Genomic DNA, 21,914 nt, shown 5'->3' with positions numbered 1-21,914 from the left:
GCCGCGCACCTGTGAGTCACGTTGGTGGGGGACGTGCCCTTACCCGGGGCGCGGCAGCTCTGCGGCTGAGCCCCGCGCCCCTGCGATAGGTGCAACTACTTCTTCGCCGCCGCCTTCTTCCTCACCGTCTTCTTGGGCTTCGCGGGCGCCGCGGCCTCGTCGAAGACGCGGTCCTCGCCGAGGATGTCGCGGAGGAACTTGCCCGTGTGGCTCTCGCCGACCGCGGCGACCTGCTCCGGGGTGCCCTCGGCGACGACCATGCCGCCGCCCGCTCCGCCCTCCGGGCCCATGTCGATGACCCAGTCCGCGGTCTTGATGACATCGAGGTTGTGCTCGATGACGATCACCGAGTTGCCCTTGTCCACCAGGCCCGTCAGCATCTTGATCAGCTTGCTGATGTCCTCGAAGTGCAGGCCCGTCGTCGGCTCGTCCAGGACGTAGATCGTCCGGCCGTTGCTGCGCTTCTGCAGTTCCGACGCGAGCTTGACGCGCTGCGCCTCTCCGCCCGACAGCGTCGTCGCGGACTGGCCCAGCCGGACGTAGCCGAGGCCGACGTCGACCAGGGTGCGCAGGTACCGCGCGATCGCCGGGACCGCCTCGAAGAACGCGAGCCCCTCCTCGATCGGCATGTCCAGGACCTCGGCGATGGACTTGCCCTTGTAGTGGACGTCCAGCGTCTCGCGGTTGTAGCGGGCGCCATGGCAGACCTCGCACGGGACGTAGACGTCCGGCAGGAAGTTCATCTCGATCTTGATCGTGCCGTCGCCCGCACAGTTCTCGCAGCGGCCGCCCTTGACGTTGAAGGAGAAGCGGCCCGGCAGGTAGCCGCGGACCTTCGCCTCCGTCGTCTCCGCGAACAGCTTGCGCACGTGGTCGAAGACGCCGGTGTACGTGGCCGGGTTGGACCGCGGGGTGCGGCCGATCGGCGACTGGTCGACGTGGACGACCTTGTCGACCAGGTCCGTTCCCGTGACCCGGGTGTGGCGGCCCGGCACGCTGCGCGCGCCGTTCAGCTCGCGCGCCAGGTGGGTGTAGAGGATGTCGTTGACCAGCGTCGACTTGCCGGAGCCGGAGACGCCCGTCACCGCCGTGAACAGGCCCAGCGGGAAGGAGACGTCGACGTCGCGCAGGTTGTGCTCACGCGCGCCGTGGACGGTGATCTTGCGCTTCGGGTCGAGCGGGCGGCGCATCTCCGGGAGCGCGATCGACTTGCGGCCGGAGAGGTACGCGCCGGTCAACGACTTCTTGTTGGCCAACAGGCCCTCGCGGGAGCCGGTGTGGACCACGTGGCCGCCGTGCTCGCCCGCGCCCGGGCCGATGTCGACGACCCAGTCGGCGGCGCGAATGGTGTCCTCGTCGTGCTCGACGACGATCAGCGTGTTGCCCAGGTCGCGCAGGCGGACCAGGGTCTCGATCAGGCGGTGGTTGTCGCGCTGGTGCAGGCCGATGGACGGCTCGTCCAGCACGTAGAGCACGCCGACCAGACCGGAGCCGATCTGCGTCGCCAGACGGATGCGCTGCGCCTCGCCACCGGAGAGGGTGCCGGCCGCGCGGTCGAGCGAGAGGTAGTCCAGGCCGACGTCGACCAGGAACTTGAGCCGCTCGTTGACCTCCTTCAACACCCGCTCGGCGATGGTCTTCTCACGGGCCGTCAGCCGCATCGCACCGAGGAACTCGGCGCAGTCGCTGATCGACATCGAGGAGATGTCGGAGATGGAGCGCCCCGCCATCTTGACGGCGAGCACGACCGGCTTGAGGCGCGCACCGTGGCACGCCGGGCAGGCGGTCTCGCGCATGTAGCCCTCGAAGCGCTCGCGCGCACTGTCGCTCTCCGCGTCCACGTGACGGCGCTGGACGAACGGGACCGCGCCCTCGAAGCCGGTGATGTAGGAGCGCTCGCGGCCGTAGCGGTTGGTGAACTTGACCTCGATCTCGGTCTTGTGGCCGTAGAGCAGCGCCTTCTTGGCGCGCGCCGGCAGACCCGCCCACGGGATGTCGGTGCGGAAGCCCAACTCCTTGCCGAGGGCCTTGATCAGCCGCAGGTGGTAGTCCTTGATGTGGCCGTGTGACCAGGGGTGGATGGCGCCCTCGTCGAGGGACTTCTCCTCGTCGGGGACGATCAGCTCCGGGTCGACCTCCATCCGGGTGCCGATGCCGGTGCACTCCGGGCAGGCGCCGAACGGCGAGTTGAAGGAGAACGAGCGCGGCTCCAGCTCCTCGAACGACAGATCGTCGTAGGTGCAGTAGAGATGCTCGGAGTACATCCGCTCGCGCTCCGGGTCGTCCTCGGGGAGGTCGACGAAGTCGAGCACGACCGTGCCACCGGAGAGGCCGAGAGCCGTCTCCACCGAGTCGGTCAGCCGTCGCTGGGCGCTCTTCTTGACCGTGAGGCGGTCGACGACCACCTCGATGGTGTGCTTCTCCTGCTTCTTGAGCGTCGGCGGCTCGGTCAGCTGGATCGTCGTGCCGTCGACCCGGGCGCGGGAGTAGCCCTTCGTCTGCAGGTCGGCGAAGAGGTCGACGAACTCGCCCTTGCGGCCCTTGACCAGCGGGCTGAGGAGCTGGAACCGGGTGCCCTCGGGCAGCTCCAGCACCTTGTCGACGATCTGCTGCGGCGACTGCCTGGCGATCGGACGGCCGCACTCGGGACAGTGCGGGTGGCCGATCCGCGCGAAGAGCAACCGGAGGTAGTCGTAGACCTCGGTGATCGTGCCCACCGTCGACCGCGGGTTGCGGGAGGTGGACTTCTGGTCGATGGAGACGGCCGGCGACAGGCCCTCGATGAAGTCGACGTCGGGCTTGTCCATCTGCCCGAGGAACTGCCGGGCGTACGAGGACAGCGACTCGACGTACCGCCGCTGGCCCTCGGCGAAGATCGTGTCGAAGGCCAGGGACGACTTGCCGGAGCCGGAGAGACCGGTGAAGACGATCAGGGAGTCGCGCGGCAGGTCGAGCGAGACGTTCTTGAGATTGTGCTCGCGAGCACCGCGGACGATGAGGCGGTCTGCCACGCTACTGCGCCCTTCAAAAGCGGGTGTACGGGGATGTACCCAGGGATGCGCCGAGAGAGGCGGGGTACGGAGAACCATTCCAGAGTAATGGGAGCACGTGTTCGATTTTTGAGGCAATCGATAGTGTTCGCCCGAACGGATGACACGCTAGCGCGTGGGGCCTCCACTCGTGGGAACGACGAAGAAGTGCTCCGGGACACGACCGACTGCGGTACGTGCGCCGACACCGGCCACGGCACGAGCGGTGACCGACGGAGCGACGGATGCAATCGGAGATGAGGGACCACAGGTTGAGCATCGCACCCACCACTGACATTCCCGCCCTGGCCGAGTCGACCGCGCGCCTGCTGGCCACGGTCGAGGCGATGGACGAGGCGCAGCTCGGCGAGCCCTCGCTGCTGCCCGGCTGGACCCGTGGCCACGTGCTGGCCCACCTCGCGCGCAACGCCGACGGCCTGCTCAACCTGCTGACCGGGGCGCGGACCGGCGAGACGATCCCGATGTACGCGAGCCCCGAAGTCCGCGACCGCGACATCGAGGCCGGCGCCAAGCACTCCCTTGCCGAGCACATCGCCGACCTGCGCGCCGGCGCGGCCCGCTTCGACGCGGGCGTCGCCGCGATGACGGACGCCGCGTGGTCCGTCACGGCGGCCCACCGCCTCGGCCCGCTCCCGGTCGCCGAGGTCCCGGCGAAGCGGCGCAAGGAGGTCGAGTACCACCACGTCGACCTCGGTCTGCCGGACCGCTACTCCCCCGCCGACTGGCCCGCAACCTGGGTGGCGACGGAGCTGTCGCACGTCGCCGCGCAGTTCGCGGGGAACCCGGAGGTGGCGTCGATCGCGCTTGCGCCCGTCGGCGGGGAGGTCCTGACCACCGGCCGCTCGGCGGCCACCGCGGAGCTGACCGTCTCCGGCCCCGGCCACGCGCTGCTGGCCTGGCTGACCGGCCGGTCCGACGGCTCCACCCTCGCGGTCCTCGGCCAGGCCGGGACGACCGCCCTTCCCGCGCTCCCGCCGCTAGGCTGACCCCATGACGTACCACGGAGCGGTGAAGGTCGGCGGGGCCCCGGACGTCCGGGAGTTGGCGCATCTGGTGATCACCAAGATCGCCGTGGGCCCCATGAACAACAACGCCTATCTGCTGCGCTGCCGCGCGACGGACGAGCAGTTGCTGATCGACGCCGCCGCCGACGCGCACGCCCTGCTGGAGTCCGTCGGCGAAAACCTCGCCACCGTGGTGACCACGCACCGACACCAGGACCACTGGAACGCCCTCGCCGACCTCGTCCGCGCCACCGGAGCGCGGACGGCTGCCGGGCGGATCGACGCAGCGGGCATCCCGGTCCCGACCGACGTCCTGCTCGACGACGGCGACACGGTCCACGTCGGCCAGGTCCAGCTCACGGTCCGCCACCTGGTCGGCCACACCCCGGGCGCGATCGTGCTGCTCTACGACGACCCGCAGGGGCATCCGCACCTGTTCACCGGCGACTGCCTCTTCCCGGGCGGTCCTGGAAGGACGACAAATCCGGGTGAGTTCGCGTCACTGATGCACGACGTCGAGAGCAAGCTCTTCGACCCGTTGCCTGACGAGACGTGGGTGTACCCGGGCCACGGTGACGACACGACGCTCGGTGTGGAACGTCCGCACCTCGCGGAGTGGCGAGCCCGAGGCTGGTGATCCGCGTGGGGCCCCGTTCAGTGCGGGGCCCCGTTCAGTGGCGGGGCCCGTTCAGTGGCGGGGCCCGTTCAGTGGGGGAAGGGCAGGACCCCGTCGATTGCGGAGATGATCCCGTAAAGGGTGCTGCCGATGGATGCGAAGACGGTGCCGGCGAAGGCGAGGGCGGCGGCGATGAAGATCAGCGGGAGTGGACCGGACGGCATCACAGGCTCCAGGGGTCAGGTGGGTGCTGTGGCCAGTGGAGCAGCCGGCAGTCGTCGGAGCGGGCAGGTTGGACCGTTCAGCGCGTGTCGACTGCTCCGGCTCCGCTGAAGTTCCCCGTCAGCGGGCCGCTTCGTCAGCGCTGGGCGTCAACCGTCGGCCCCCGATGTAAGCCTTGACCGGAGCCACCCGCTCCGCGAGGATCGGCGCCCGGTGGTCCTGCCGCGTCCCCCGTCGGCAGGGCCACCACCTCGTTGCTCTGACGCCAGGCAGCCTGCCCCTCAGGCAGATCTCACCCGGTGGCCACAGGGTTCGAAGTCCAGGATCGGACGTCCGCCGCCGCCTTCGAAGTTGATCGCGGACGGCGTCTCCGAGCACACCGGGCATTGCAGAAGATCACCGCGATGCACCCTCCGCACCAGGTCTGCGAACTGGTGGGAATCCAGCTCAGTGGGCTCTTGATCGGTCATGGTTCTCCCTGTCCGGACCCCCGTGATCACTCCCAGGTCTGCGAGTCGCCGCCCTCCCAATCGACCAGGTCGGGGTCCTCGACGTCCAAGCCCACGCGGCGGATGAGCTCGATCACGTCTTGCAGCCCGTAGGCCTTCCCGACGGGCTGGCCGAAGATGGTGACACGCCGGAACGGTAGTCCGGCCTCGGGGTTGACGACGTGGTGGACGACCACCCGTCCGCCACGCCGTTCCTCACCGTCCAGATCGCTCATGGTTCCAGCGTGTGACCCGCTCCCGGCTCACGCATCCGCGTCCACCCGGACGAGCGAACGGCCCCCGACGCCGCGGCGCAGGCGAGCGAAGCCGAGATGCCGACGGGCGAGTGAGTCGAGCAGCAAGCTACCGCGCGAGATGTTCGACGCTGAACACCGCCGCGGTATGCACCGCTGCCCTCATGCTCTCCACCGCGTGACGCGCCTCCGCCTCGCTGCGCAGGCCGGTCAAGGTGTACAGCTGCTCGCCGGTGTCATCGCGGACCAGCGTCAGCGTCCACTCGCCCGGGACGATCTTGGTGATGGTGAAGGAAAGCTTCATGTGTCACCCCCAGAGCTAGGGCCCGACACCGGGCAGGCCCGGTCCGGCCGACCGGACCGGTAGCAGAACGGCCCCGGCACCCGTGACGGGCAGCCGGGGCCTTCCGCGTTGCGTGGGTCAGCTCCGGACGACGTTCTCGGCCTGCGGACCCTTCGGGCCCTGGGCGACGTCGAAGGTCACCTTCTCGCCCTCCTGCAGCTCTTTGAAGCCGCCGCCGGTGATGGCGCGGAAGTGGACGAACACGTCCGGGCCGCCGCCGTCCTGCTCGATGAAGCCGAAGCCCTTCTCCGCGTTGAACCACTTCACAGTGCCGGATGCCATTGCGTTCTCCCGTTCGGGACGAGGGGCCTGTCTCGTCAGTACCCCTGGGGTTGGTCGCGTCCTCGAACTGCAGAAGAAGCGGTAACGCGGACAGCGAACTTCAGTGATCACGCTAACCGGTGATCCGCTGCTTCGCCTGGCAAGCGGCGCACCACCCGACTGGACGTGTCGAAGCCGAGCGGCCGACCGCCCTCGCCCTCACGTGGTGCCCGACCTCAGACGGACTGTGGCTCCTGGGCCCGCGCCTCGCACGTGGGGCAGATGCTGTCGTTGCTCCGGGGAGTCGGAGGCCATGGTCCAAAAGCGGCGGGCACCGGATGCAGCGCGCGGGTGCTCTTCTCGCAGAGAGTCCACTGAGGACCGTCGGCAGCGTGGAAGACGCGCCAGCGAACCGGGCCGCCGGCAGCGGGGTCCAGACCCTGCTCTATCCACGTGACGACTCGCATAGCTCAACAATCGGCGTGGTGCCACGAGAGCGCATCCCGAGCAGGGCGATAGCCCCAAGGTCGGCAGTCGGGGCAGAGACCCGCGATGGTGGGCGGCGGCAGCGTAGGGTCGTGCCATGCCGACCGATGCGACCGATGCGAGGAATGGCCGGAGGCTGACCGCAGACGCGAGCGTGGTGGCCAAGCTCGGCGCGGAGCCGGGGCTTTGTGCGGCCTGCGCGCACGTGCACCTGAACGAGACCCGGCGTGGGACGGCTTATCTGCGCTGCACGCGCGCCGCGTGGGACGCGCGGCTGCCGCGCTACCCGCGTCTCCCCGTCCTGACCTGCTCGGGCTTCGAGCAGGGGTCCTCCTGACGTCGTCCCGGCCGCTGCCCGCGCCTCGGGTCGACTAGGGCCTTCCGCTCCTCGCGCTGCTACCCCCGCAGCCGCACCTCGAAGACCGTCCGGCCCGGCCGGGAGTCGACGTGGACGGAGCCGTCGTGCGCGGTGGCGACCGCGTGGACGATGGCGAGGCCGAGGCCGGTGGAGCCGGTGGCGCGGGTGCGGGCGCGGTCGCCGCGGACGAAGCGTTCGAAGACGTGCGGCAGCAGGTCGGGCGGGACGCCCGGGCCGGTGTCGGTGACCGTGAGCAGGACCGTGTCCGGCTCGGTGGCCGGGTCCGGGCGGGAGAGGGCGAGGGTGACCTCGGTGCCCGCAGGGGTGTGGGTGCGGGCGTTGGCCAGCAGGTTGGCGACGACCTGGCGGAGGCGGTCCGGGTCGCCGGTGATGAGGACCGGCTCCTCCGGAAGCTCCAGCCGCCACCGGTGCTCCGGGCCCGCCGCCTGCGCGTCCGAGGTGCAGTCGAGGGCGAGGCGGGTGAGGTCGACCTCGGTCGACGCCAGGGGGCGGCCCGCGTCGAGGCGGGCCAGCAACAGCAGGTCCTCGACGATCGCGCCCATCCGCAGCGACTCCGCCTCGATCCGCTGGAGCGAGTGGCGGACCGGCTCCGGGGTGGGCGTCGGATGCTGCAGCGCGAGCTCCGCATGGCCGCGGATGGAGGCGACCGGGGTGCGCAGCTCGTGGCTGGCGTCGGCCGCGAAGCCCCGCAACCGCTCCTCGACGGACTGCCGTTGGGCCAGCGCATCCTCGACATGGCCGAGCATCCGGTTGAGCGCGACGCCGACCCGACCGACCTCCGTCTCCGGGTCCTGATCGGGGACGCGCTCGCGCAGCGCGACCTGGCCGCTGGCCAACGGCAGGCCGCTGACCCGCTCGGCGGTGCCGGCCACCCGCTCCAGCGGGCGCAGCGTCAGCCGCACCCAGAGCGTCCCGGCCACGGCGGTGATCGCCAGCGCGACCGCGAAGACCAGTACCTCAATCACGATCAACTGCCGGACGGTGCCCTCGACCTGACTGAGCGGCAGGCCGGTGACCAGGACGTCGCCCTCCTTGCCCGCCTGGGCCATCATCCGGTAGTCGCCCATGCCGTCCAGCCGTACCTCGTGGGGCGGGCCGCCCACCGGGAGCGCGGCAAGCCGCGCCTGGTCGTGGGCGTCGAGCTTCGGATGGTCGTCGGGGTCGCCCCCGACCAGGTCGTCGGCATCGCCGTCGACCACACCGCTTGCGGTGACCTTGCCGTCCACGAGACGCGCGCCGAAGGTCCCGATGGACTGGGCTCGGGTGTCACCGTGGCTCTCGTGCTCGAAGCTGGCGGCGTAGCGGCCCCCGGTGGCCACGAGTTGCTGGTCGACCTTGGCGACCAGGAAGCGGTGCAGTTCCGCGGTCGTCGCCAGCCCGACACCCGCGCAGGTGACCACCAGCAGCGCCAGCAGACCGGCGATCAGCCGTCCGCGCAGGGTGCGCGGCAGCCGTGGGCGGCGCAGCCTCACGCGGGGGCCTTGATCAGGTAGCCCGCGCCGCGGACCGTGTGGATCAGCGGCTCGCGGCCGTGGTCGATCTTCTTGCGCAGGTAGCTGATGTAGAGCTCGACCACATGGGCCTGTCCGCCGAAGTCGTAGGACCAGACCGCGTCCAGGATCTGGGCCTTGCTCAGCACCCTACGCGGGTGCTTGAGCAGGTAGCGCAGCAGTGCGTACTCGGTGGGGCTGAGCTCGATCAACTCGCCGCCCCGGCTGACCTCGTGCGAGCGCTCGTCCAGGATCAGGTCGGCCAGCGAGAGGGTCCCCTCGTCCGCGACCACCGGCTGCGGCTCGGCGCGACGGAGCAGGCCACGCAGCCGGACCACGACCTCGGCCAGGCTGAACGGCTTGGTGACGTAGTCGTCCCCACCCGCGGCGATCCCGCCGATCCGGTCCTCGACGGCGTCGCGCGCGGTGAGGAAGAGCACCCGCACCTCGGGCCGCTCGGCGTGGATCCGGCGCAGCACCTCGAGGCCGTCGAAGTCGGGCAGCATCATGTCCAGCACGACCGCGTCCGGGCGCCAGTGCGCGGCCAGTCGGACCGCCTCCTGACCGCTGGCCGCCCCCTGGGCCTCCCAACCCTCGTAGCGCAGGGCCCCGCAGAGGACCTCGACGAGGTCAGGCTCGTCGTCGACGACGAGGATGCGGCGCGGCGCGACGGCAGGGGTCTCCGGGGCGGTGGCGTGCGACATGGGGCCCATTCTGCGGCAGGTGGGTGGTGCAGCCATGAGAATGCCATGAGATCCCGCCCACGAGAAGCATTCGGAGCGCGTTGTTCGCATCCGTCCTGACCTGGGAAAACGCCAGGTAGATCGCTCTTTTGCCGTCCTCGCACTCATAGCCAACTGAGAATCTGCGCTGTCAGGGTTGCCCCAGGATCGGCACGGCCGCACCCGTACGAGGACACCTCACAGGGTCGCCACAGCGACTCGGTGCAGAGTGGCACCACCAGCACGGCGAGCGCAACGGCGCGCCAGTCGGCGCAGCGACGCGGCGGCTCTGCAAGCTCAGCAGTCGGGCGGCTCAGTAGTCGGGCGGCACGGCGCAGAGGGAACGGCGCGGCGAGCAGCAGGCGGCGGAACCGGTCCGGAGCACCAAGGAACGGAGGCACGGGTGGCAACAGCGACCCAGCAGCGCGGTACGCAAGCCCGCCGCGCCCACGCGAGCCGGCCCGGCGGCGGCGCGCTCCCGGTGGACACGGTGGCCCGGGCGGCACTGGCTGCGATCGCCTTCGGCGCGCTGATCGTGATCGGCATCTGGTGGAAGAACACCCTGGGCATCGTCGGCACGGACCAGTGGCTGACGAACGCCGGGCGGATAACCGGCCTGCTGGCTGGGTACGCCGCGCCGGTCCTGCTGCTGCTGATGGCCCGCATCCCGCTGTTGGAACGCGAGATCGGCTCGGACCGGCTGGCCCGTTGGCACGCCATGGGCGGGCGCTACATGGTCGGCCTGGTCACCGCGCACGTGCTGAGTGTCATCTGGGGCTACTCGATGACCGACCACATCAATGTGGTGGGTGAGGGCGTCACCATGGTGTTGACCTTCCCCGACATGGTGAAGGCCGCCATCGGCACGGTGCTGCTCTTCGCCACCGGTATCTTCTCGGCGCGCGCCGCCCGCCGGAAGCTCAGCTACGACACCTGGTACTACCTCCACCTGGCCACCTACCTGGCCATCGCGCTGGGCTTCGAGCACCAGCTGACCAACGGCGCAGACCTGGGCTCGGGCATCGGGCGGCTGTTCTGGTACGCGCTCTACGTCGGCACCGCCGGAGTCCTCGGCTGGTTCCGGCTGCTGCGGCCCTATCTGCAGGACCGCAGGCACCAACTGCGGGTCGCCGAGGTCCGCCCGGAGGGCGCGGGGACGGTCTCGCTCTTCCTGACCGGCAGGTACCTCGACGAACTGGGCGCGGAGGCCGGGCAGTTCTTCCGGCTCCAGTTCCTCGCCCCCGGGCTGCGGTTCGCCGCCAACCCGTACTCGCTCTCGGCCCCGCCGACCGCCGAGTACCTGCGGTTCACGATCAAGGACCTGGGCGGGCACAGCGCCGCCGTCGCCCACCTCAAGCCCGGCACCAAGGTGCGCGCAGAGGGTCCGTACGGTGCGTTCACCGCGCGGCGGCGCCGGTCGCGGCAGGTGCTGCTGCTGGCGGCGGGCGTGGGCATCACGCCGCTGCGGGCCCTCTTCGAGACACTTCCGGCCCGACCGGGCGAGCTGACGCTCCTCTACCGGGCCAGCCGCGAGGAGGACGTCCTCTTCCACCGCGAGCTGGTGGCGATCGCTCAGTCACGCGGCGCCAGGCTGCAGTTCCTGGTCGGCCCGCGCTCGGAGGTCGGCGATCCGCTGGAGCCGAGCACGCTCAACCGGCTGGTGCCGGGACTCGCCCGGCACGACGTCTTCCTCTGCGGGCCGGACCCGATGATGGAGAGCGCCGTCGCCGCGCTGACCGCCGCCGGGGTGCCCCGACGAAACATCCACCACGAGTCGTTCAGCTTCTAGCCCGCGACCCTCGCGACCCCCGCGAGCTTCCGCATTCCACGAAGCTGACCGACACGCCTGACCGACACGAACCCGATCAAGGAGCTGCCGTGCGCCGCGCCATCGTCACCACCACCGCCACCGCGGCCGGCGTCGTCCTGCTGCTCTCGCTCAAGCCGCACGGGTCCGCGTCGGCGGCCGGCGCGCCGGTCATCAGCTCGGGCTCCGGCTCCAGCTCCGGTACGGCGGCGAGCACGGGCGGCCAGCCGAACGGCACGGCCTCGTCGCCCGCCACGGGATCGTCGTCCGGCTCAGCCGGTTCGACCGGTTCGACCGCTCCGACGGCGGGCTCGTCGGGCTCGTCGGCGTCGGGTGCCAAGTCCGGCACCTTCACCGGCCAGGCCGCGGACACCCGTTACGGTCCGGTCCAGGTCCAGTTGGTCGTCAGCGGCGGGAAGATCAGCAACGTCAACGTGCTGCAGTATCCGAACGAGAGCCAGCGCGACATCAACATCAACAGCTACGCGCTTCCGACGCTCAACCAGGAGGTGCTCTCCCAGCAGAACGCGCAGATCGACATGGTCTCCGGTGCGACGTACACCAGCAACGGCTACCTCCAGTCGCTGCAGAGCGCACTCGACTCCGCCGGCATCAAGTGACGTCGGGGTCAGGGACGTCGGGGTCGGGGACGTCGGGGTCGGGGACGGCAGAGCAAGGAGGGTCAGCGCTGACCACTACTACTCATGCCGAACACGTCATGGGGACGGTGTTCTCGTTCGCGGTGCGCGACCCCTCCCCCGCCGTGGACGAGGCGCTGCGCGAGGCCGTGGCCCGGCTGCACGCGATCGACGCACTGTTCTCGCCCTACCGCGAGGAGAGCGAGTTGAGCCGGGTCGCCCGGGGCGAGCTCGCGCTCGCGGACGCGGACCCGGAGCTGGCCGAGGTGCTGGAGCGCTGCCGCGAGGTGGAGACGGAGACCGACGGCTGGTTCACCGCCTGTCCGGGCGGTCGGCTGGACCCGAGCGGGTGGGTCAAGGGCTGGGCCGTCAACGAGGCCTGTGCGCTGCTCTGTCGGGCCGGTTCGACGGAGCACTGCGTCAACGGCGGCGGGGACATCCAGTCGGTCGGCGGCCCCTGGCGGATCGGCATCGCGGATCCGGCGCGGCCCCGCAAGCTGGCGGCGGTGCTGGCCGGGCGGGACCTGGTCGTCGCCACCTCAGGGACGGCGGAGCGCGGCGCGCACGTCGTCAACCCGCACTCGGGCGAGGCGGCCACGGATCTGCTCTCACTGACGCTGGTCACCAACGGCCCCGGGCGGCTGGCCCGCACCGACGCGTGGGCCACGGCCGTCTTCGCCATGGGGCCGGAACGCGGGCTGGCCTGGGCGGAGCGGCAGCCCACTCTGGAGGCGCTGGCGATCCTCCCCGACGGCACCCGCCTGGCCACCAACGGCTTCCTGCGCTTCGCGGGGTGACCGCGTCTGCGTCGGCCGGCCATGCCGGTCCGTCCCGTCAGACGCAGAACGCCCCGCCCGGCAGAACCGGGACGGGGCGCTTGTGCCTCCCACTGCGGCCTGAGCTGTGGCTCAGGGCCGACCGGGGGTCAGACGATGGTGATGTTCTCCGCCTGCGGGCCCTTCTGGCCCTGGGTGACGTCGAACTGGACCTTCTGACCCTCCGCCAGCTCGCGGAAGCCCTGCGCGTTGATGTTCGAGTAGTGGGCGAAGACGTCGGCGCCGCCGCCGTCCTGCTCGATGAAGCCGAAGCCCTTCTCGGCGTTGAACCACTTGACGGTACCGGTCGCCATAATCTGCCTCTTCTGTTTCTGCGGACGTGCAAGCCAAGACCGTACACGCTTGGCGATCACTCGACCACGATCCGCGCGGTACGCCACGCCGATGAGTGACGGAGTCGTCAATCCTGTAGGCTTGGGATCAGTTGCAGTCGTGGTTCCCTAAGCTTCACCGCCCGTGATCGCGATCACGGGCGTTCGTGCTTTCTGAGGTCTCTCCAGACCAGGGCGATCATTCCGGCGACATAGCGACCGCGGATTCCCGCGGTCGCTGATCAACTCTGGAACAAGGAGAAACCTATGGCCAGCGGTACTGTGAAGTGGTTCAACGCCGAGAAGGGCTTCGGCTTCATCGAGCAGGACGGCGGCGGCGCCGACGTCTTCGCGCACTACTCGAACATCAACTCTCAGGGCTTCCGCGAGCTCTTCGAGGGCCAGAAGGTCGAGTTCGACGTCACCCAGGGCCAGAAGGGCCCGCAGGCGGAGAACATCACCATCGTCGCCTGATCTCAGTCCGATCGCGGTTCGTCCGCATCGTGAGACAGAAGCGGTAAAGGGGCGCCCCGTCCGGTTCGACCGGACGGGGCGCTCGCGCGTTCCGGACTCTCCGCGAGCCCCCGGAACCCGCCTATGCGGCGTTCCGCCGACGACGGGGCCGACCCTCGTCGGGGAACTTGAACCCACCCATCAGGAAGGCCAGCAGGCCCGCGCAGATGACGATCACTGCGATGGAGAAACCGAACATCGCCAGGATCATCATGGTGTGCCCCTTTCCTCGCCTCACCCGACCCTAGAACAATTCGGTCATGCCTGCGATTCAAGTGCATTCCGGGCGCGTCGCAGCCTGCCGTGCCCCAGGCTCTGGTGCGCCTCAGGCCGTGCGGCGGCGCAGGGTTGCTGCTCCGAGGGCGAGCGCCAGCAGCGTGCAGCCCAGCACCACGCCCAGATCGACCGCCACACCTCCGCCGAAGCCGGACTGGTGGGTCAGCTTGTCCATCGCGTCCACCGCGTAGGAGAGCGGCAGCACGTCGGAGATCCAGCGCAGCAGCGTCCCCATCTCGGCGCGGGGCGTGAAGAGACCGCAGAGCAGCAACTGCGGTAGCAGGAAGGCCGGCATGAACTGGACGGCCTGGAACTCGGTCGCCGCGAACGCCGAGACGAAGAGGCCGAGTGCCATGCCCAGCACCCCGTCGGCCACCGCCACAGCCAGCAGCGCCCAGCTCGGCCCGGCGATGTCCAGCCCGAGCAGACCCACCGTCAACCCGAAGGCCAGCACGCCCTGCACCAGCGCGACCAGCCCGAAGGCGAGCGCGTAGCCGAGCAGCAGGTCGAGCTTGCCCAGCGGCATCGTCAGCAGCCGCTCCAGCGTCCCGCTGGTCCGCTCGCGGAGCGTGGCCACGGCGGTGACCAGGAACATCACGATCATCGGGAAGATGCCCAGCATGGGTGCCCCGATGCTGTCGAAGACCTGCGGGGAGCCGTCGAAGACGTACTTGAGCAGCAGGATCAGCACGCACGGGACGACCAGCAGCATGGCCACGGTCCGCGGGTCGTTGCGAAGTTGCAGCAGCACCCGGCGGGCGGTGGCGAGAGTCCGGCGGAGGTTCATCGGGACTCCTGAGCATCGGTCCGGCGCGGAGCTTCGACATCGGGGCGGCGTGGAACGTCAGCGTCGGTGCGACCTGGGGCTTCGCGGTCGAAGCCGGAGACGAGCTTGAGGAACGCCGTCTCGACGTCCGGTGCGCCGGTCGCCGCGAGGAGGCCGGTCGGCGTGCCGTCGGCCAACATCCGGCCGTCGCGCATCAGCAGCAACCGGGTGCAACGGGCGGCCTCGTCCATGACGTGGCTGGAGACCAGCAGCGTGACGCCGTCGGCCGCGAGCCGGTGGAACAGCTGCCACAGGTCCTGGCGCAGCACCGGGTCCAGGCCGACCGTGGGCTCGTCCAGGACCAGCAGCCGGGGCGATCCGAGCAGCGCCGCCGCCAGCGAGACCCGCGCACGCTGACCGCCGGAGAGCTGTCCGACCAGGTCCTTCTCCCGCCCGGCCAGGCCGACCTGCTCCAGCACCCGCGCCGGATCGGTCCTGGGCGCGCCGAGCACCTCGGCGAAGTAGCGGAGGTTGGCCCCGATGCCGAGGTCGGCGTAGACGGACGGGGCCTGGGTGACGTAGCCGACGCGGTCGCGCAGCTCGGGGCTTCCGGCGGGGCGGCCGAGCACCGTGACCTCTCCGGCCGCGGTCTTCTGCACGCCGACGACCGAGCGCAGCAACGTCGTCTTGCCGCAGCCGCTCGGGCCGAGCAGGCCGGTCACCGAGCCCGTCGCGACGGTGAGGTCGAGCCCGTGCAGCACGGGGCGTCCGCCGCGGACCACGCTGAGGCCGCGGACCTCGACGGCTGCTCCGGCCGCGGCGCTAGAATTCATCATGTGATGAGTTTTGCTCCGCGCAGCGCCACCCGTCAAGCACCCGAACAGACCGAAACCCGGCCCGAGCTCTCCCTGGCGCTCCCAGGCTCACCCCTGACTCACCCCGCGAGATACCGCTGGATCGTCGGCGCCAGCAGGGACACCAACTCCTCCGGGCCCACCGAGGCGATCGGCTCTGCGGCGACGATGTAGCGGACCATCGCCAGGCCGATGATCTGCGAGATCACCAGCTCGACCCGCAGCTCCGGCCGGTCGACGGCAAGGCCCTCCGCCAACCTGCCGACCAGCTCGCGGACCATGAAGTCGCGCAGCAGTTCGGCGATGGCCTCGCTGGCGACGACCGTCCGCACCACGGCCATCAGGCGATTCAGCACCTCCGGCTGCTCCCACAGCGCCACGACGAAGCGTGCGACCCGCTCCCCCACCTGCGCCCGGTCGCCGTCCAGGATCACCACCGCCACGGTGGCCGGGTCGATCGGGAAGTCCAGTGCGGCCAGGAAGAGTTGCTCCTTGCTGCCGAAGTAGTGGTGCAGCAGCGCCGGATCGACCCCGGCCACCCGGGCGATGCCGCGCATGCTCGCCTTCTCGTAGCCGCGCGCGGCGAACTCGGCGCGAGCAGCGTCCAGCACCACGCCACGGGTGTCGGCGCCGCCGGGCCTGCGCCCGGTGCGTTTGGCGGCCGCCTTTCCGGCGGCCTGGGTTCCGGCCCGCTCTTCGGACGACGGCGGCTGAGCGTCACTCATGTCTCCATCCTCGCCGACGGACGCCGAATGTTCTTTCACGCAGGGGCCATGACGCCGCAACAGAACAGGTTCAGAAGCCGCTGCGGGTGCACCTCACCGGGCGGACGCCTCCTCGGCGGACGCGGCACGCTCGGGCTGCTTCCGCGAAGCCCGCAGCGAGGTGACGGTGGTGACGGCGAGCACCACGACGATGAACCCGAGCGAGAGCGGGGTGCTGATCTCCGGCACCCCGTGCGCGCCCGCCTCGTGCAGGGCGTGGAGCAGCAGCTTGACGCCGATGAAGCCGAGGATCACCGACAGGCCGTCGGAGAGGTGGACCAGTCGCGTGAGCAGGCCGCCGATCAGGAAGTAGAGCTGGCGCAGGCCCATCAGCGCGAAGGCGTTGGCGGCAAAGACGATGTACGGGTCCTGCGTCAGCCCGAAGATCGCGGGGATCGAGTCCATCGCGAAGAGCACGTCGGTGCTGCCGATGGCGAGGATCACCACCAGCATCGGGGTGATCAGCCGCCGGCCGCCCTCGACGACGACCAGCCGCGTGCCGCGGTAGCCGTCGGTGGACGGGAATCGGCGCTCGACGTCCCGCAGGAAGCGGTTCTCCCGGTACTCCTCGCCGTCGTCGGCGGTCATGCCGGTGTCGGCGGTCATGCCGGTGCCGGCAGCGGGGCCGGTGGCGTGTCCTGCCCTGGCCTCCTTGATCAGCTTCCAGGCCGTCCAGATCAGGAACGCGCCGAAGAGGAAGAAGACCCAGGAGAAGCTGTCGATCACGGCCGCGCCGGCCGCGATGAAGACCGTGCGCAGCACCAGCGCGATCAGCACGCCCACCATCAGCACCCGCTGCTGGAGCTCGGCCGGGACGGCGAACTTCGCCATGATCAGCACGAAGACGAAGAGGTTGTCGACGCTGAGCGACTTCTCGGTGATGTAGCCGGCGAAGAACTGACCGGCTGCGGCTCCGCCCGAGTGCCACCAGAGGAAGCCGCCGAAGAGAGCGGCGAGGACGACCCAGACCACGGTCCAGATCCCGGCCTCGCGCAGCGAGACCTCATGGGGCTTGCGACCGCCGACGAGGAAGTCGGCGGCGATGAGGACGACGAGTACGGCGATGGTGACGGCCCACAGGGCCACGGACACGTCCATGGACGGGTTGCTCCTCCGGCAGGCGACAGCTGTTGTCTGCCGGAGGTCTCCTCCGCCCCACCGTCGATGTCGGTGTGGGCCGACGACCCCGGTCGGTGCTGGGCACCGACGTGCTGACGGGGACGTCGTTTCAGGGAGTACTCCCCTCCGCTTCCTGCCGAGGCTAACAGCAGCCCCGGCAGGAAAACGTAAGGAATCGCGCGAGTGCGGCGCTAGCGGCGCTCGCGGCGCTCAGTTGTAGACGCGGACGTAGTCCACGGAGAAGCTGATCGGCGCGGTGCCGCTCGGGGCCGGGTGGTACTGGCCCGCGGAGAGCGACAGGTTGAGGATCAGGTAGGCGGACCAGTTGGCGCCCACGCCCGTGTTGTCGGAGTAGACCTTCACGCCGTTGATGTACCAGTCGACGGAGTTGGCACCGTACTTGGTGCCGATGGTGACCCACTGGCCGGGCTTGATCGCGTTCGCGTCGGTGTAGTAGTCGTGCGCGGCGTTGACGTGGTTGGAGAGCTCGAGCAGGTTCGGGTTGTCCGGGTGGTACTCGAACGAGTCGATCTCGCCGTTGCCGTTCTTCCAGGTCCAGAGCGCGGGCCAGGCGCCCTGCTGGGTGGGGAGCTTGACGCGGGCCTCGATGTAGTCGCCGGTCTTGACCTGGAATCCCTCCTGCGAGCCCTCGGTGGTGAGCAGACCGGTGGTCCAGGCCTGCCGGCCGTTCTCCAGGGTGTGCGAGCTCGGCTGGGCGGTGAAGGTGGCGACGCCGCCCGCAACCGCGACGTCGTTCGGGTCGAGCCAGTCCAGCTTGTTGTCGCTGGGGTTGTGGTCGCCGTACTGGTAGGACGAGGTCGTGGTGCCGACCCAGCGCTGGCCCCAGGTGATCGGGTTGTTGAACTCCTCGTCCCAGACCGGGGTGGTGGAGGTGGCGACACCGGCGGGCAGGCTGCTGCTCGGAGCAGGCGTCGACGGAGCCGAAGTGGGTGCCGGGCTGGGCGTCGACGCGGACGTCGGCTTCGGGGCCGGGGCCGGGGTGCCCGTGGTGGCGGCGGAGCCGACGGCCAGCGTCTTGGCCGCCAGGTTGTGCCAGCCTGCGGCGTCCAGGTAGGCGCCCATCATCGTGTAGCGGCCCGGCGCGAAGGTGCGGCTGCCGGCGTGGAAGGTGAGCCCGGTCGGGCAGATCCGCGCGTTGCTGTCCCACTGCGGGAAGTCGACGTTGTTGCCGGACGCGTCACGGACGGCGACGCCGAGGCTCCGTACGGTGGTGCAGGCGGTGGAGCGGACCGTGAGCGTGACGTTGGCGGTGTTCCCGCTGGTGGTCGCGGTCAGGCCGGTCTCGCTGACGCTCGGCGTGGCCGCCTGGGCCTGGGTCGCCACGGCGCCGCCGAGCAGCAGGGCGGGCGCGGCCGTGAAGGCCAGTATTCGGGCAGGGGTGGACAGGGTGGATCGCATGGCGCCTCTCCGACGCCTGCGAGGTGAGCTGTCGGGTTCGGGCCGGAAGGCTGGCCCGGCCGCGCGGCGGCGGCTTCACCCCGAGCCCCGACCGGTCCCGCGCGTGGGCGCAGGGCAGAGCGGGGCGCTTACCTGGTTCCCCCGCTCCGGCCCGTGGTACTCGTGCGATCCGGCGTCGACGGGCAGGACAAGGCGTACCGGCGCACGGTGCCCGTCTGTGGCGACGGACTCGGGCAGGTTAGGCAGATGAGGTCGGCGCGCCCCAAGCCCTCGAAGGGTATTGAGGGCTATCTCACAGATCCTTTACACGACGCAGAAGGCCCTGCTCAGAGCCTGCTCAGGCGCTGCCAAGGCCCTGCCGAGGCCATTGAGCCGACCCTGCTCAGAGCGCCTGCTCGATCGCCGGGAGCATCTCCTGGAAGGTGCGGCCCTGTGCCGGGATGCCGATCGCCGCCATCTGCCAGCTGCCGCCCGCGTCCCGGTAGACCTTGGCCATCACCTGGCCGGTGTGCGGGCCGCCGCCGCTGAGCGTGAAGCGGGCCAGCTCGTCGCCGGTGGCCTCGTCGACCAGGCGGCAGTGGGCGCGCTGCACCTCCTGGAAGCTCTGGCCGTTGTAGGAGTTGACGGTGAAGACGATCTGGGTGATCCGGTCGGGGACCCGGCGCAGGTCGACCAGGATCGACTCGTCGTCCTCCCCGCCCTTGCCGCCGACCAGGTTGTCGCCGGTGTGGCGCACCGAGCCGTCGTTGCTCACCAGGTGCTGGAAGAAGACCACGTCGGCCAGCGAGCCCTGGGAGTAGAGCACCGCCGAGGCGTCCAGGTCGATCTCGCGGCGGCGGGTGCCGAACAGGCCCTTGCGCGGCGCCGCCTGCCACCCCAGGCCCATCCGCACCAGGGACAGCATGCCCCCGTCGTCCTTCTCCAGACTTACGCTCTGACCCTTGCTCAGATTCACCGACACGGCACGCCCCTCCCGAACTCGTTCGCGAACCGCAGCCTCGGTACCGGCGCCCGTCCGGCTCCGACGCAGCCCTCACTGCACCATACGACCCGGACGGGCCTGCGGGTTCCCCGGGAGTGCCGACGATCACTCAAGCGGTGCACTCGGGCGCACTCAAGCGGTGCACTCAGGCGAGGCCGGCTTCGCGCATCTGGCGCAACTCCTTCTTCAGTTCGTTCACCTCGTCGCGGAGCCGCGCGGCGACCTCGAACTGCAGCTCGGCCGCGGCGGCGTGCATCCGGTCGGTCAGCTCGCCGATCAGCTCGGCCAGTTCGGCGGCGGGCAGGCTCTTGGCGTCCTTCTTTCCCGCGGCGGCTGCGGCCTTGGCGCCGAGCGCCGGGACCGGGGCCTTCTGACCGCGCCCGCCGCCACCGCCGCCCTGGCGGTAACCGGTGCTGAGCAGCTCGGCGGTGTCCATGTCCTCGCGGGCGAGCGAGTCGAGGATGTCGCCGATCTTCTTGCGCAGCGGCTGCGGGTCGATGCCGTGGTCGCGGTTGTAGGCCTGCTGGATCTCGCGACGACGGTTAGTCTCGTCGATGGCCCGCTCCATCGCCGGGGTGATCCGGTCCGCGTACATGTGGACCTGGCCGGAGACGTTACGGGCGGCACGGCCGATCGTCTGGATCAGCGAGGTGGGCGACCGCAGGAAGCCCTCCTTGTCGGCGTCCAGGATCGCCACCAGCGAGACCTCGGGCAGGTCGAGGCCCTCACGGAGCAGGTTGATGCCGACCAGCACGTCGTACTCGCCGGCCCGCAGCTGGCGCAGCAGCTCGACGCGGCGCAGCGTGTCGATGTCGCTGTGCAGGTACCGGACCCGGATGCCGAGTTCGAGCATGTAGTCGGTGAGGTCCTCGGACATCTTCTTGGTCAGCGTGGTGACCAGGACGCGCTCGTCCTTCTCTGTGCGCAGCCGGATCTCGTGGACCAGGTCGTCGATCTGACCCTCCGTCGGCTTGACCACGACCTCCGGGTCGATCAGGCCGGTGGGACGGATGATCTGCTCGACCTGGCTGTCGGAGCGGGAGAGCTCGTAGGCGCCCGGGGTGGCCGACAGGTAGACCGTCTGACCGATCCGCTCGACGAACTCCTCCCACTTGAGCGGGCGGTTGTCCATGGCCGAGGGCAGCCGGAAGCCGTGCTCCACCAGCGCCCGCTTGCGCGAGGCATCACCCTCGTACATCGCGCCGATCTGCGGCACAGTGACGTGCGACTCGTCGATGACCAGGAGGAAGTCCTCCGGGAAGAAGTCCATCAGGGTGTTGGGCGCACTGCCGGGGTCGCGGCCGTCGATGTGCCGGGAGTAGTTCTCGATGCCGGAGCAGGTGCCGATCTGACGCATCATCTCGATGTCGTAGGTCGTGCGCATGCGCAGCCGCTGGGCCTCCAGGAGCTTGCCCTGCTTCTCCATCGTGGCGAGGGTCTGCTCCAACTCGGCCTCGATGCCGGCGATGGCGTGCTCCATCCGCTCCGGGCCGGCCACGTAGTGGGACGCGGGGAAGACGTGAAGCGACTGGTCCTCGCTGATGACCTCGCCGGTGAGCGGGTGGAGCGTGCTCAGCGCCTCGATCTCGTCGCCGAACATCTCGATCCGGACCGCGAGCTCCTCGTAGACCGGGAAGATCTCGATGGTGTCGCCGCGCACCCGGAAGGTGCCGCGGGTGAAGGCGAGGTCGTTCCGGTTGTACTGGATGTCGACGAAGCGGCGCAGCAGCGCGTCCCGGTCGATCTCGTCGCCGACCTTGAGCTGGACCATCCGGTCCACGTACTCCTGCGGCGTACCCAGGCCGTAGATGCAGGAGACGGAGGCGACGACGATCACGTCGCGCCGGGTCAGCAGCGAGTTGGTCGCCGAGTGGCGCAGCCGCTCGACCTCCTCGTTGATCGAGGAGTCCTTCTCGATGTAGGTGTCCGTCTGCGCGATGTACGCCTCGGGCTGGTAGTAGTCGTAGTACGAGACGAAGTACTCGACGGCGTTGTTCGGCAGCAGCTCGCGGAACTCGTTGGCCAGCTGGGCGGCCAGCGTCTTGTTCGGCGCCATGACCAGCGTCGGGCGCTGCAGCTTCTCGATCATCCACGCCGTGGTGGCGGACTTGCCCGTGCCGGTGGCGCCGAGCAGGACCACGTCCTTCTCACCCGCACGGACGCGACGCTCCAGCTCCGCGATGGCGGCGGGCTGGTCGCCGTTGGGCTGGTAGGGACTGACGACCTCGAAAGGCGCCACGGACCGCTGAAGATCGGTGATGGGTCTCACGCGACCAACCGTACGACCCCCCACTGACAAACCCGTCACGTAAGC

At 70.0% G+C, this 21,914-nt stretch carries 22 protein-coding genes, 1 pseudogene and 1 riboswitch; of the genes and pseudogenes, 7 read left to right on the top strand and 16 right to left on the bottom strand.

The window, feature by feature from the left end; all coding sequences use genetic code 11:
* Positions 1-98: 98 nt before the first annotated feature.
* Positions 99-3,011, bottom strand: a pseudogene (gene uvrA, locus ABH940_RS10135) (excinuclease ABC subunit UvrA); the annotation flags it as partial.
* Positions 3,012-3,301: 290 nt separating this feature from the next.
* Here uvrA and ABH940_RS10130 point away from each other — a divergent pair.
* Together ABH940_RS10130 and ABH940_RS10125 are read left to right on the top strand one after the other, a co-directional pair.
* Entirely contained in the window at positions 3,302-4,036 is a 735-nt protein-coding gene (locus ABH940_RS10130) for a maleylpyruvate isomerase family mycothiol-dependent enzyme (protein ID WP_370068651.1), read from the top strand.
* 4 nt (positions 4,037-4,040) lie between these two features.
* On the top strand, positions 4,041-4,691 hold the full coding sequence (locus tag ABH940_RS10125) for an MBL fold metallo-hydrolase (RefSeq protein WP_370068649.1): 651 nt from the start codon (positions 4,041-4,043) through the stop codon (positions 4,689-4,691).
* 68 nt (positions 4,692-4,759) lie between these two features.
* On the opposite strand, the gene ABH940_RS10120 is transcribed toward ABH940_RS10125, so the two are convergent.
* The 4 genes from ABH940_RS10120 to ABH940_RS10105 all read right to left on the bottom strand — a co-directional run bounded on the left by ABH940_RS10120 (position 4,760) and on the right by ABH940_RS10105 (position 6,259).
* Positions 4,760-4,894 carry a hypothetical protein gene (locus ABH940_RS10120; protein ID WP_370068647.1) on the bottom strand — a complete coding sequence of 45 codons (135 nt, stop codon included), beginning with the start codon at positions 4,892-4,894 and terminating at the stop codon, positions 4,760-4,762.
* A 494-nt stretch (positions 4,895-5,388) separates the two neighbouring features.
* Positions 5,389-5,616: a hypothetical protein gene (locus ABH940_RS10115; protein ID WP_370068645.1), complete on the bottom strand. Its 228-nt coding sequence runs from the start codon at positions 5,614-5,616 to the stop codon at positions 5,389-5,391.
* Positions 5,617-5,743: 127 nt separating this feature from the next.
* Complete coding sequence (locus tag ABH940_RS10110; protein ID WP_370068643.1) at positions 5,744-5,938, bottom strand: hypothetical protein; 195 nt, start codon at positions 5,936-5,938, stop codon at positions 5,744-5,746.
* 117 nt (positions 5,939-6,055) lie between these two features.
* Entirely contained in the window at positions 6,056-6,259 is a 204-nt protein-coding gene (locus ABH940_RS10105) for a cold-shock protein (protein WP_370068641.1), read from the bottom strand.
* Positions 6,260-6,821: 562 nt separating this feature from the next.
* On the opposite strand from ABH940_RS10105, the gene ABH940_RS10100 reads away from it, so the two are divergent.
* Positions 6,822-7,061: a hypothetical protein gene (locus ABH940_RS10100; RefSeq protein ID WP_370068639.1), complete on the top strand. Its 240-nt coding sequence runs from the start codon at positions 6,822-6,824 to the stop codon at positions 7,059-7,061.
* Between the two features lie 59 nt (positions 7,062-7,120).
* Here the strand turns inward: ABH940_RS10100 and ABH940_RS10095 are convergent, their stop codons facing one another.
* Both ABH940_RS10095 and ABH940_RS10090 read right to left on the bottom strand, forming a co-directional pair.
* Positions 7,121-8,575, bottom strand: coding sequence for a sensor histidine kinase (locus ABH940_RS10095; protein ID WP_370068637.1), 1,455 nt, complete (start codon positions 8,573-8,575; stop codon positions 7,121-7,123).
* Positions 8,572-9,297: a response regulator transcription factor gene (locus tag ABH940_RS10090; RefSeq protein ID WP_370068635.1), complete on the bottom strand. Its 726-nt coding sequence runs from the start codon at positions 9,295-9,297 to the stop codon at positions 8,572-8,574. Before ABH940_RS10090 ends, ABH940_RS10095 begins: the two co-directional genes overlap by 4 nt.
* Positions 9,298-9,718: 421 nt before the next feature.
* On the opposite strand from ABH940_RS10090, the gene ABH940_RS10085 reads away from it, so the two are divergent.
* From ABH940_RS10085 to ABH940_RS10075, 3 genes are all read left to right on the top strand, one after another.
* Positions 9,719-11,104: a ferric reductase-like transmembrane domain-containing protein gene (locus ABH940_RS10085; protein ID WP_370105084.1), complete on the top strand. Its 1,386-nt coding sequence runs from the start codon at positions 9,719-9,721 to the stop codon at positions 11,102-11,104.
* Between the two features lie 89 nt (positions 11,105-11,193).
* On the top strand, positions 11,194-11,742 hold the full coding sequence (locus tag ABH940_RS10080; protein ID WP_370068632.1) for an FMN-binding protein: 549 nt from the start codon (positions 11,194-11,196) through the stop codon (positions 11,740-11,742).
* A 98-nt stretch (positions 11,743-11,840) separates the two neighbouring features.
* On the top strand, positions 11,841-12,557 hold the full coding sequence (locus ABH940_RS10075; protein ID WP_370105083.1) for an FAD:protein FMN transferase: 717 nt from the start codon (positions 11,841-11,843) through the stop codon (positions 12,555-12,557).
* 128 nt (positions 12,558-12,685) lie between these two features.
* Here the strand turns inward: ABH940_RS10075 and ABH940_RS10070 are convergent, their stop codons facing one another.
* Positions 12,686-12,889 (bottom strand): cold-shock protein, encoded by a 204-nt coding sequence (locus ABH940_RS10070; protein ID WP_370068628.1) that lies wholly within the window; start codon positions 12,887-12,889, stop codon positions 12,686-12,688.
* Positions 12,890-13,174: 285 nt separating this feature from the next.
* Here ABH940_RS10070 and ABH940_RS10065 point away from each other — a divergent pair, with 285 nt between their 5' ends.
* Positions 13,175-13,381 (top strand): cold-shock protein, encoded by a 207-nt coding sequence (locus ABH940_RS10065; RefSeq protein WP_370068626.1) that lies wholly within the window; start codon positions 13,175-13,177, stop codon positions 13,379-13,381.
* A gap of 121 nt (positions 13,382-13,502) precedes the next feature.
* On the opposite strand, the gene ABH940_RS10060 is transcribed toward ABH940_RS10065, so the two are convergent.
* The 8 genes from ABH940_RS10060 to uvrB form a co-directional block, all read right to left on the bottom strand.
* Positions 13,503-13,634, bottom strand: a complete 132-nt coding sequence (locus ABH940_RS10060; RefSeq protein WP_370068624.1) for a hypothetical protein — start codon at positions 13,632-13,634, stop codon at positions 13,503-13,505.
* A 111-nt stretch (positions 13,635-13,745) separates the two neighbouring features.
* Positions 13,746-14,483, bottom strand: a complete 738-nt coding sequence (locus tag ABH940_RS10055) for an ABC transporter permease (RefSeq protein ID WP_370068622.1) — start codon at positions 14,481-14,483, stop codon at positions 13,746-13,748.
* Positions 14,480-15,298, bottom strand: coding sequence for an ABC transporter ATP-binding protein (locus ABH940_RS10050; RefSeq protein WP_370105082.1), 819 nt, complete (start codon positions 15,296-15,298; stop codon positions 14,480-14,482). The genes ABH940_RS10055 and ABH940_RS10050 overlap by 4 nt, the downstream gene beginning before the upstream one ends.
* A 98-nt stretch (positions 15,299-15,396) precedes the next feature.
* A complete protein-coding gene (locus tag ABH940_RS10045) occupies positions 15,397-16,041 on the bottom strand; it encodes a TetR family transcriptional regulator (protein WP_370105081.1) in 645 nt (214 codons plus the stop codon).
* Between the two features lie 93 nt (positions 16,042-16,134).
* Positions 16,135-17,178 (bottom strand): TerC family protein, encoded by a 1,044-nt coding sequence (locus tag ABH940_RS10040; RefSeq protein ID WP_370105080.1) that lies wholly within the window; start codon positions 17,176-17,178, stop codon positions 16,135-16,137.
* Between the two features lie 231 nt (positions 17,179-17,409).
* Entirely contained in the window at positions 17,410-18,618 is a 1,209-nt protein-coding gene (locus tag ABH940_RS10035; RefSeq protein WP_370105079.1) for a family 16 glycosylhydrolase, read from the bottom strand.
* A riboswitch (cyclic di-AMP (ydaO/yuaA leader) is annotated at positions 18,617-18,738 on the bottom strand. Its footprint overlaps the gene before it by 2 nt.
* Positions 18,739-19,000: 262 nt before the next feature.
* Complete coding sequence (locus ABH940_RS10030; RefSeq protein ID WP_370068612.1) at positions 19,001-19,579, bottom strand: TerD family protein; 579 nt, start codon at positions 19,577-19,579, stop codon at positions 19,001-19,003.
* A 166-nt stretch (positions 19,580-19,745) separates the two neighbouring features.
* Positions 19,746-21,869 (bottom strand): excinuclease ABC subunit UvrB, encoded by a 2,124-nt coding sequence (gene uvrB / locus ABH940_RS10025; RefSeq protein ID WP_370068610.1) that lies wholly within the window; start codon positions 21,867-21,869, stop codon positions 19,746-19,748.
* Positions 21,870-21,914: the final 45 nt, after the last annotated feature.

The sequence above is a fragment of the Streptacidiphilus sp. BW17 genome (genome assembly GCF_041262485.1).
In the GTDB taxonomy this organism is placed as follows: Bacteria; Actinomycetota; Actinomycetes; order Streptomycetales; family Streptomycetaceae; genus Streptacidiphilus.
The sequence above is the reverse complement of the archived record's forward strand: the minus strand, read 5'-3'. Positions and strand labels throughout refer to the sequence as shown.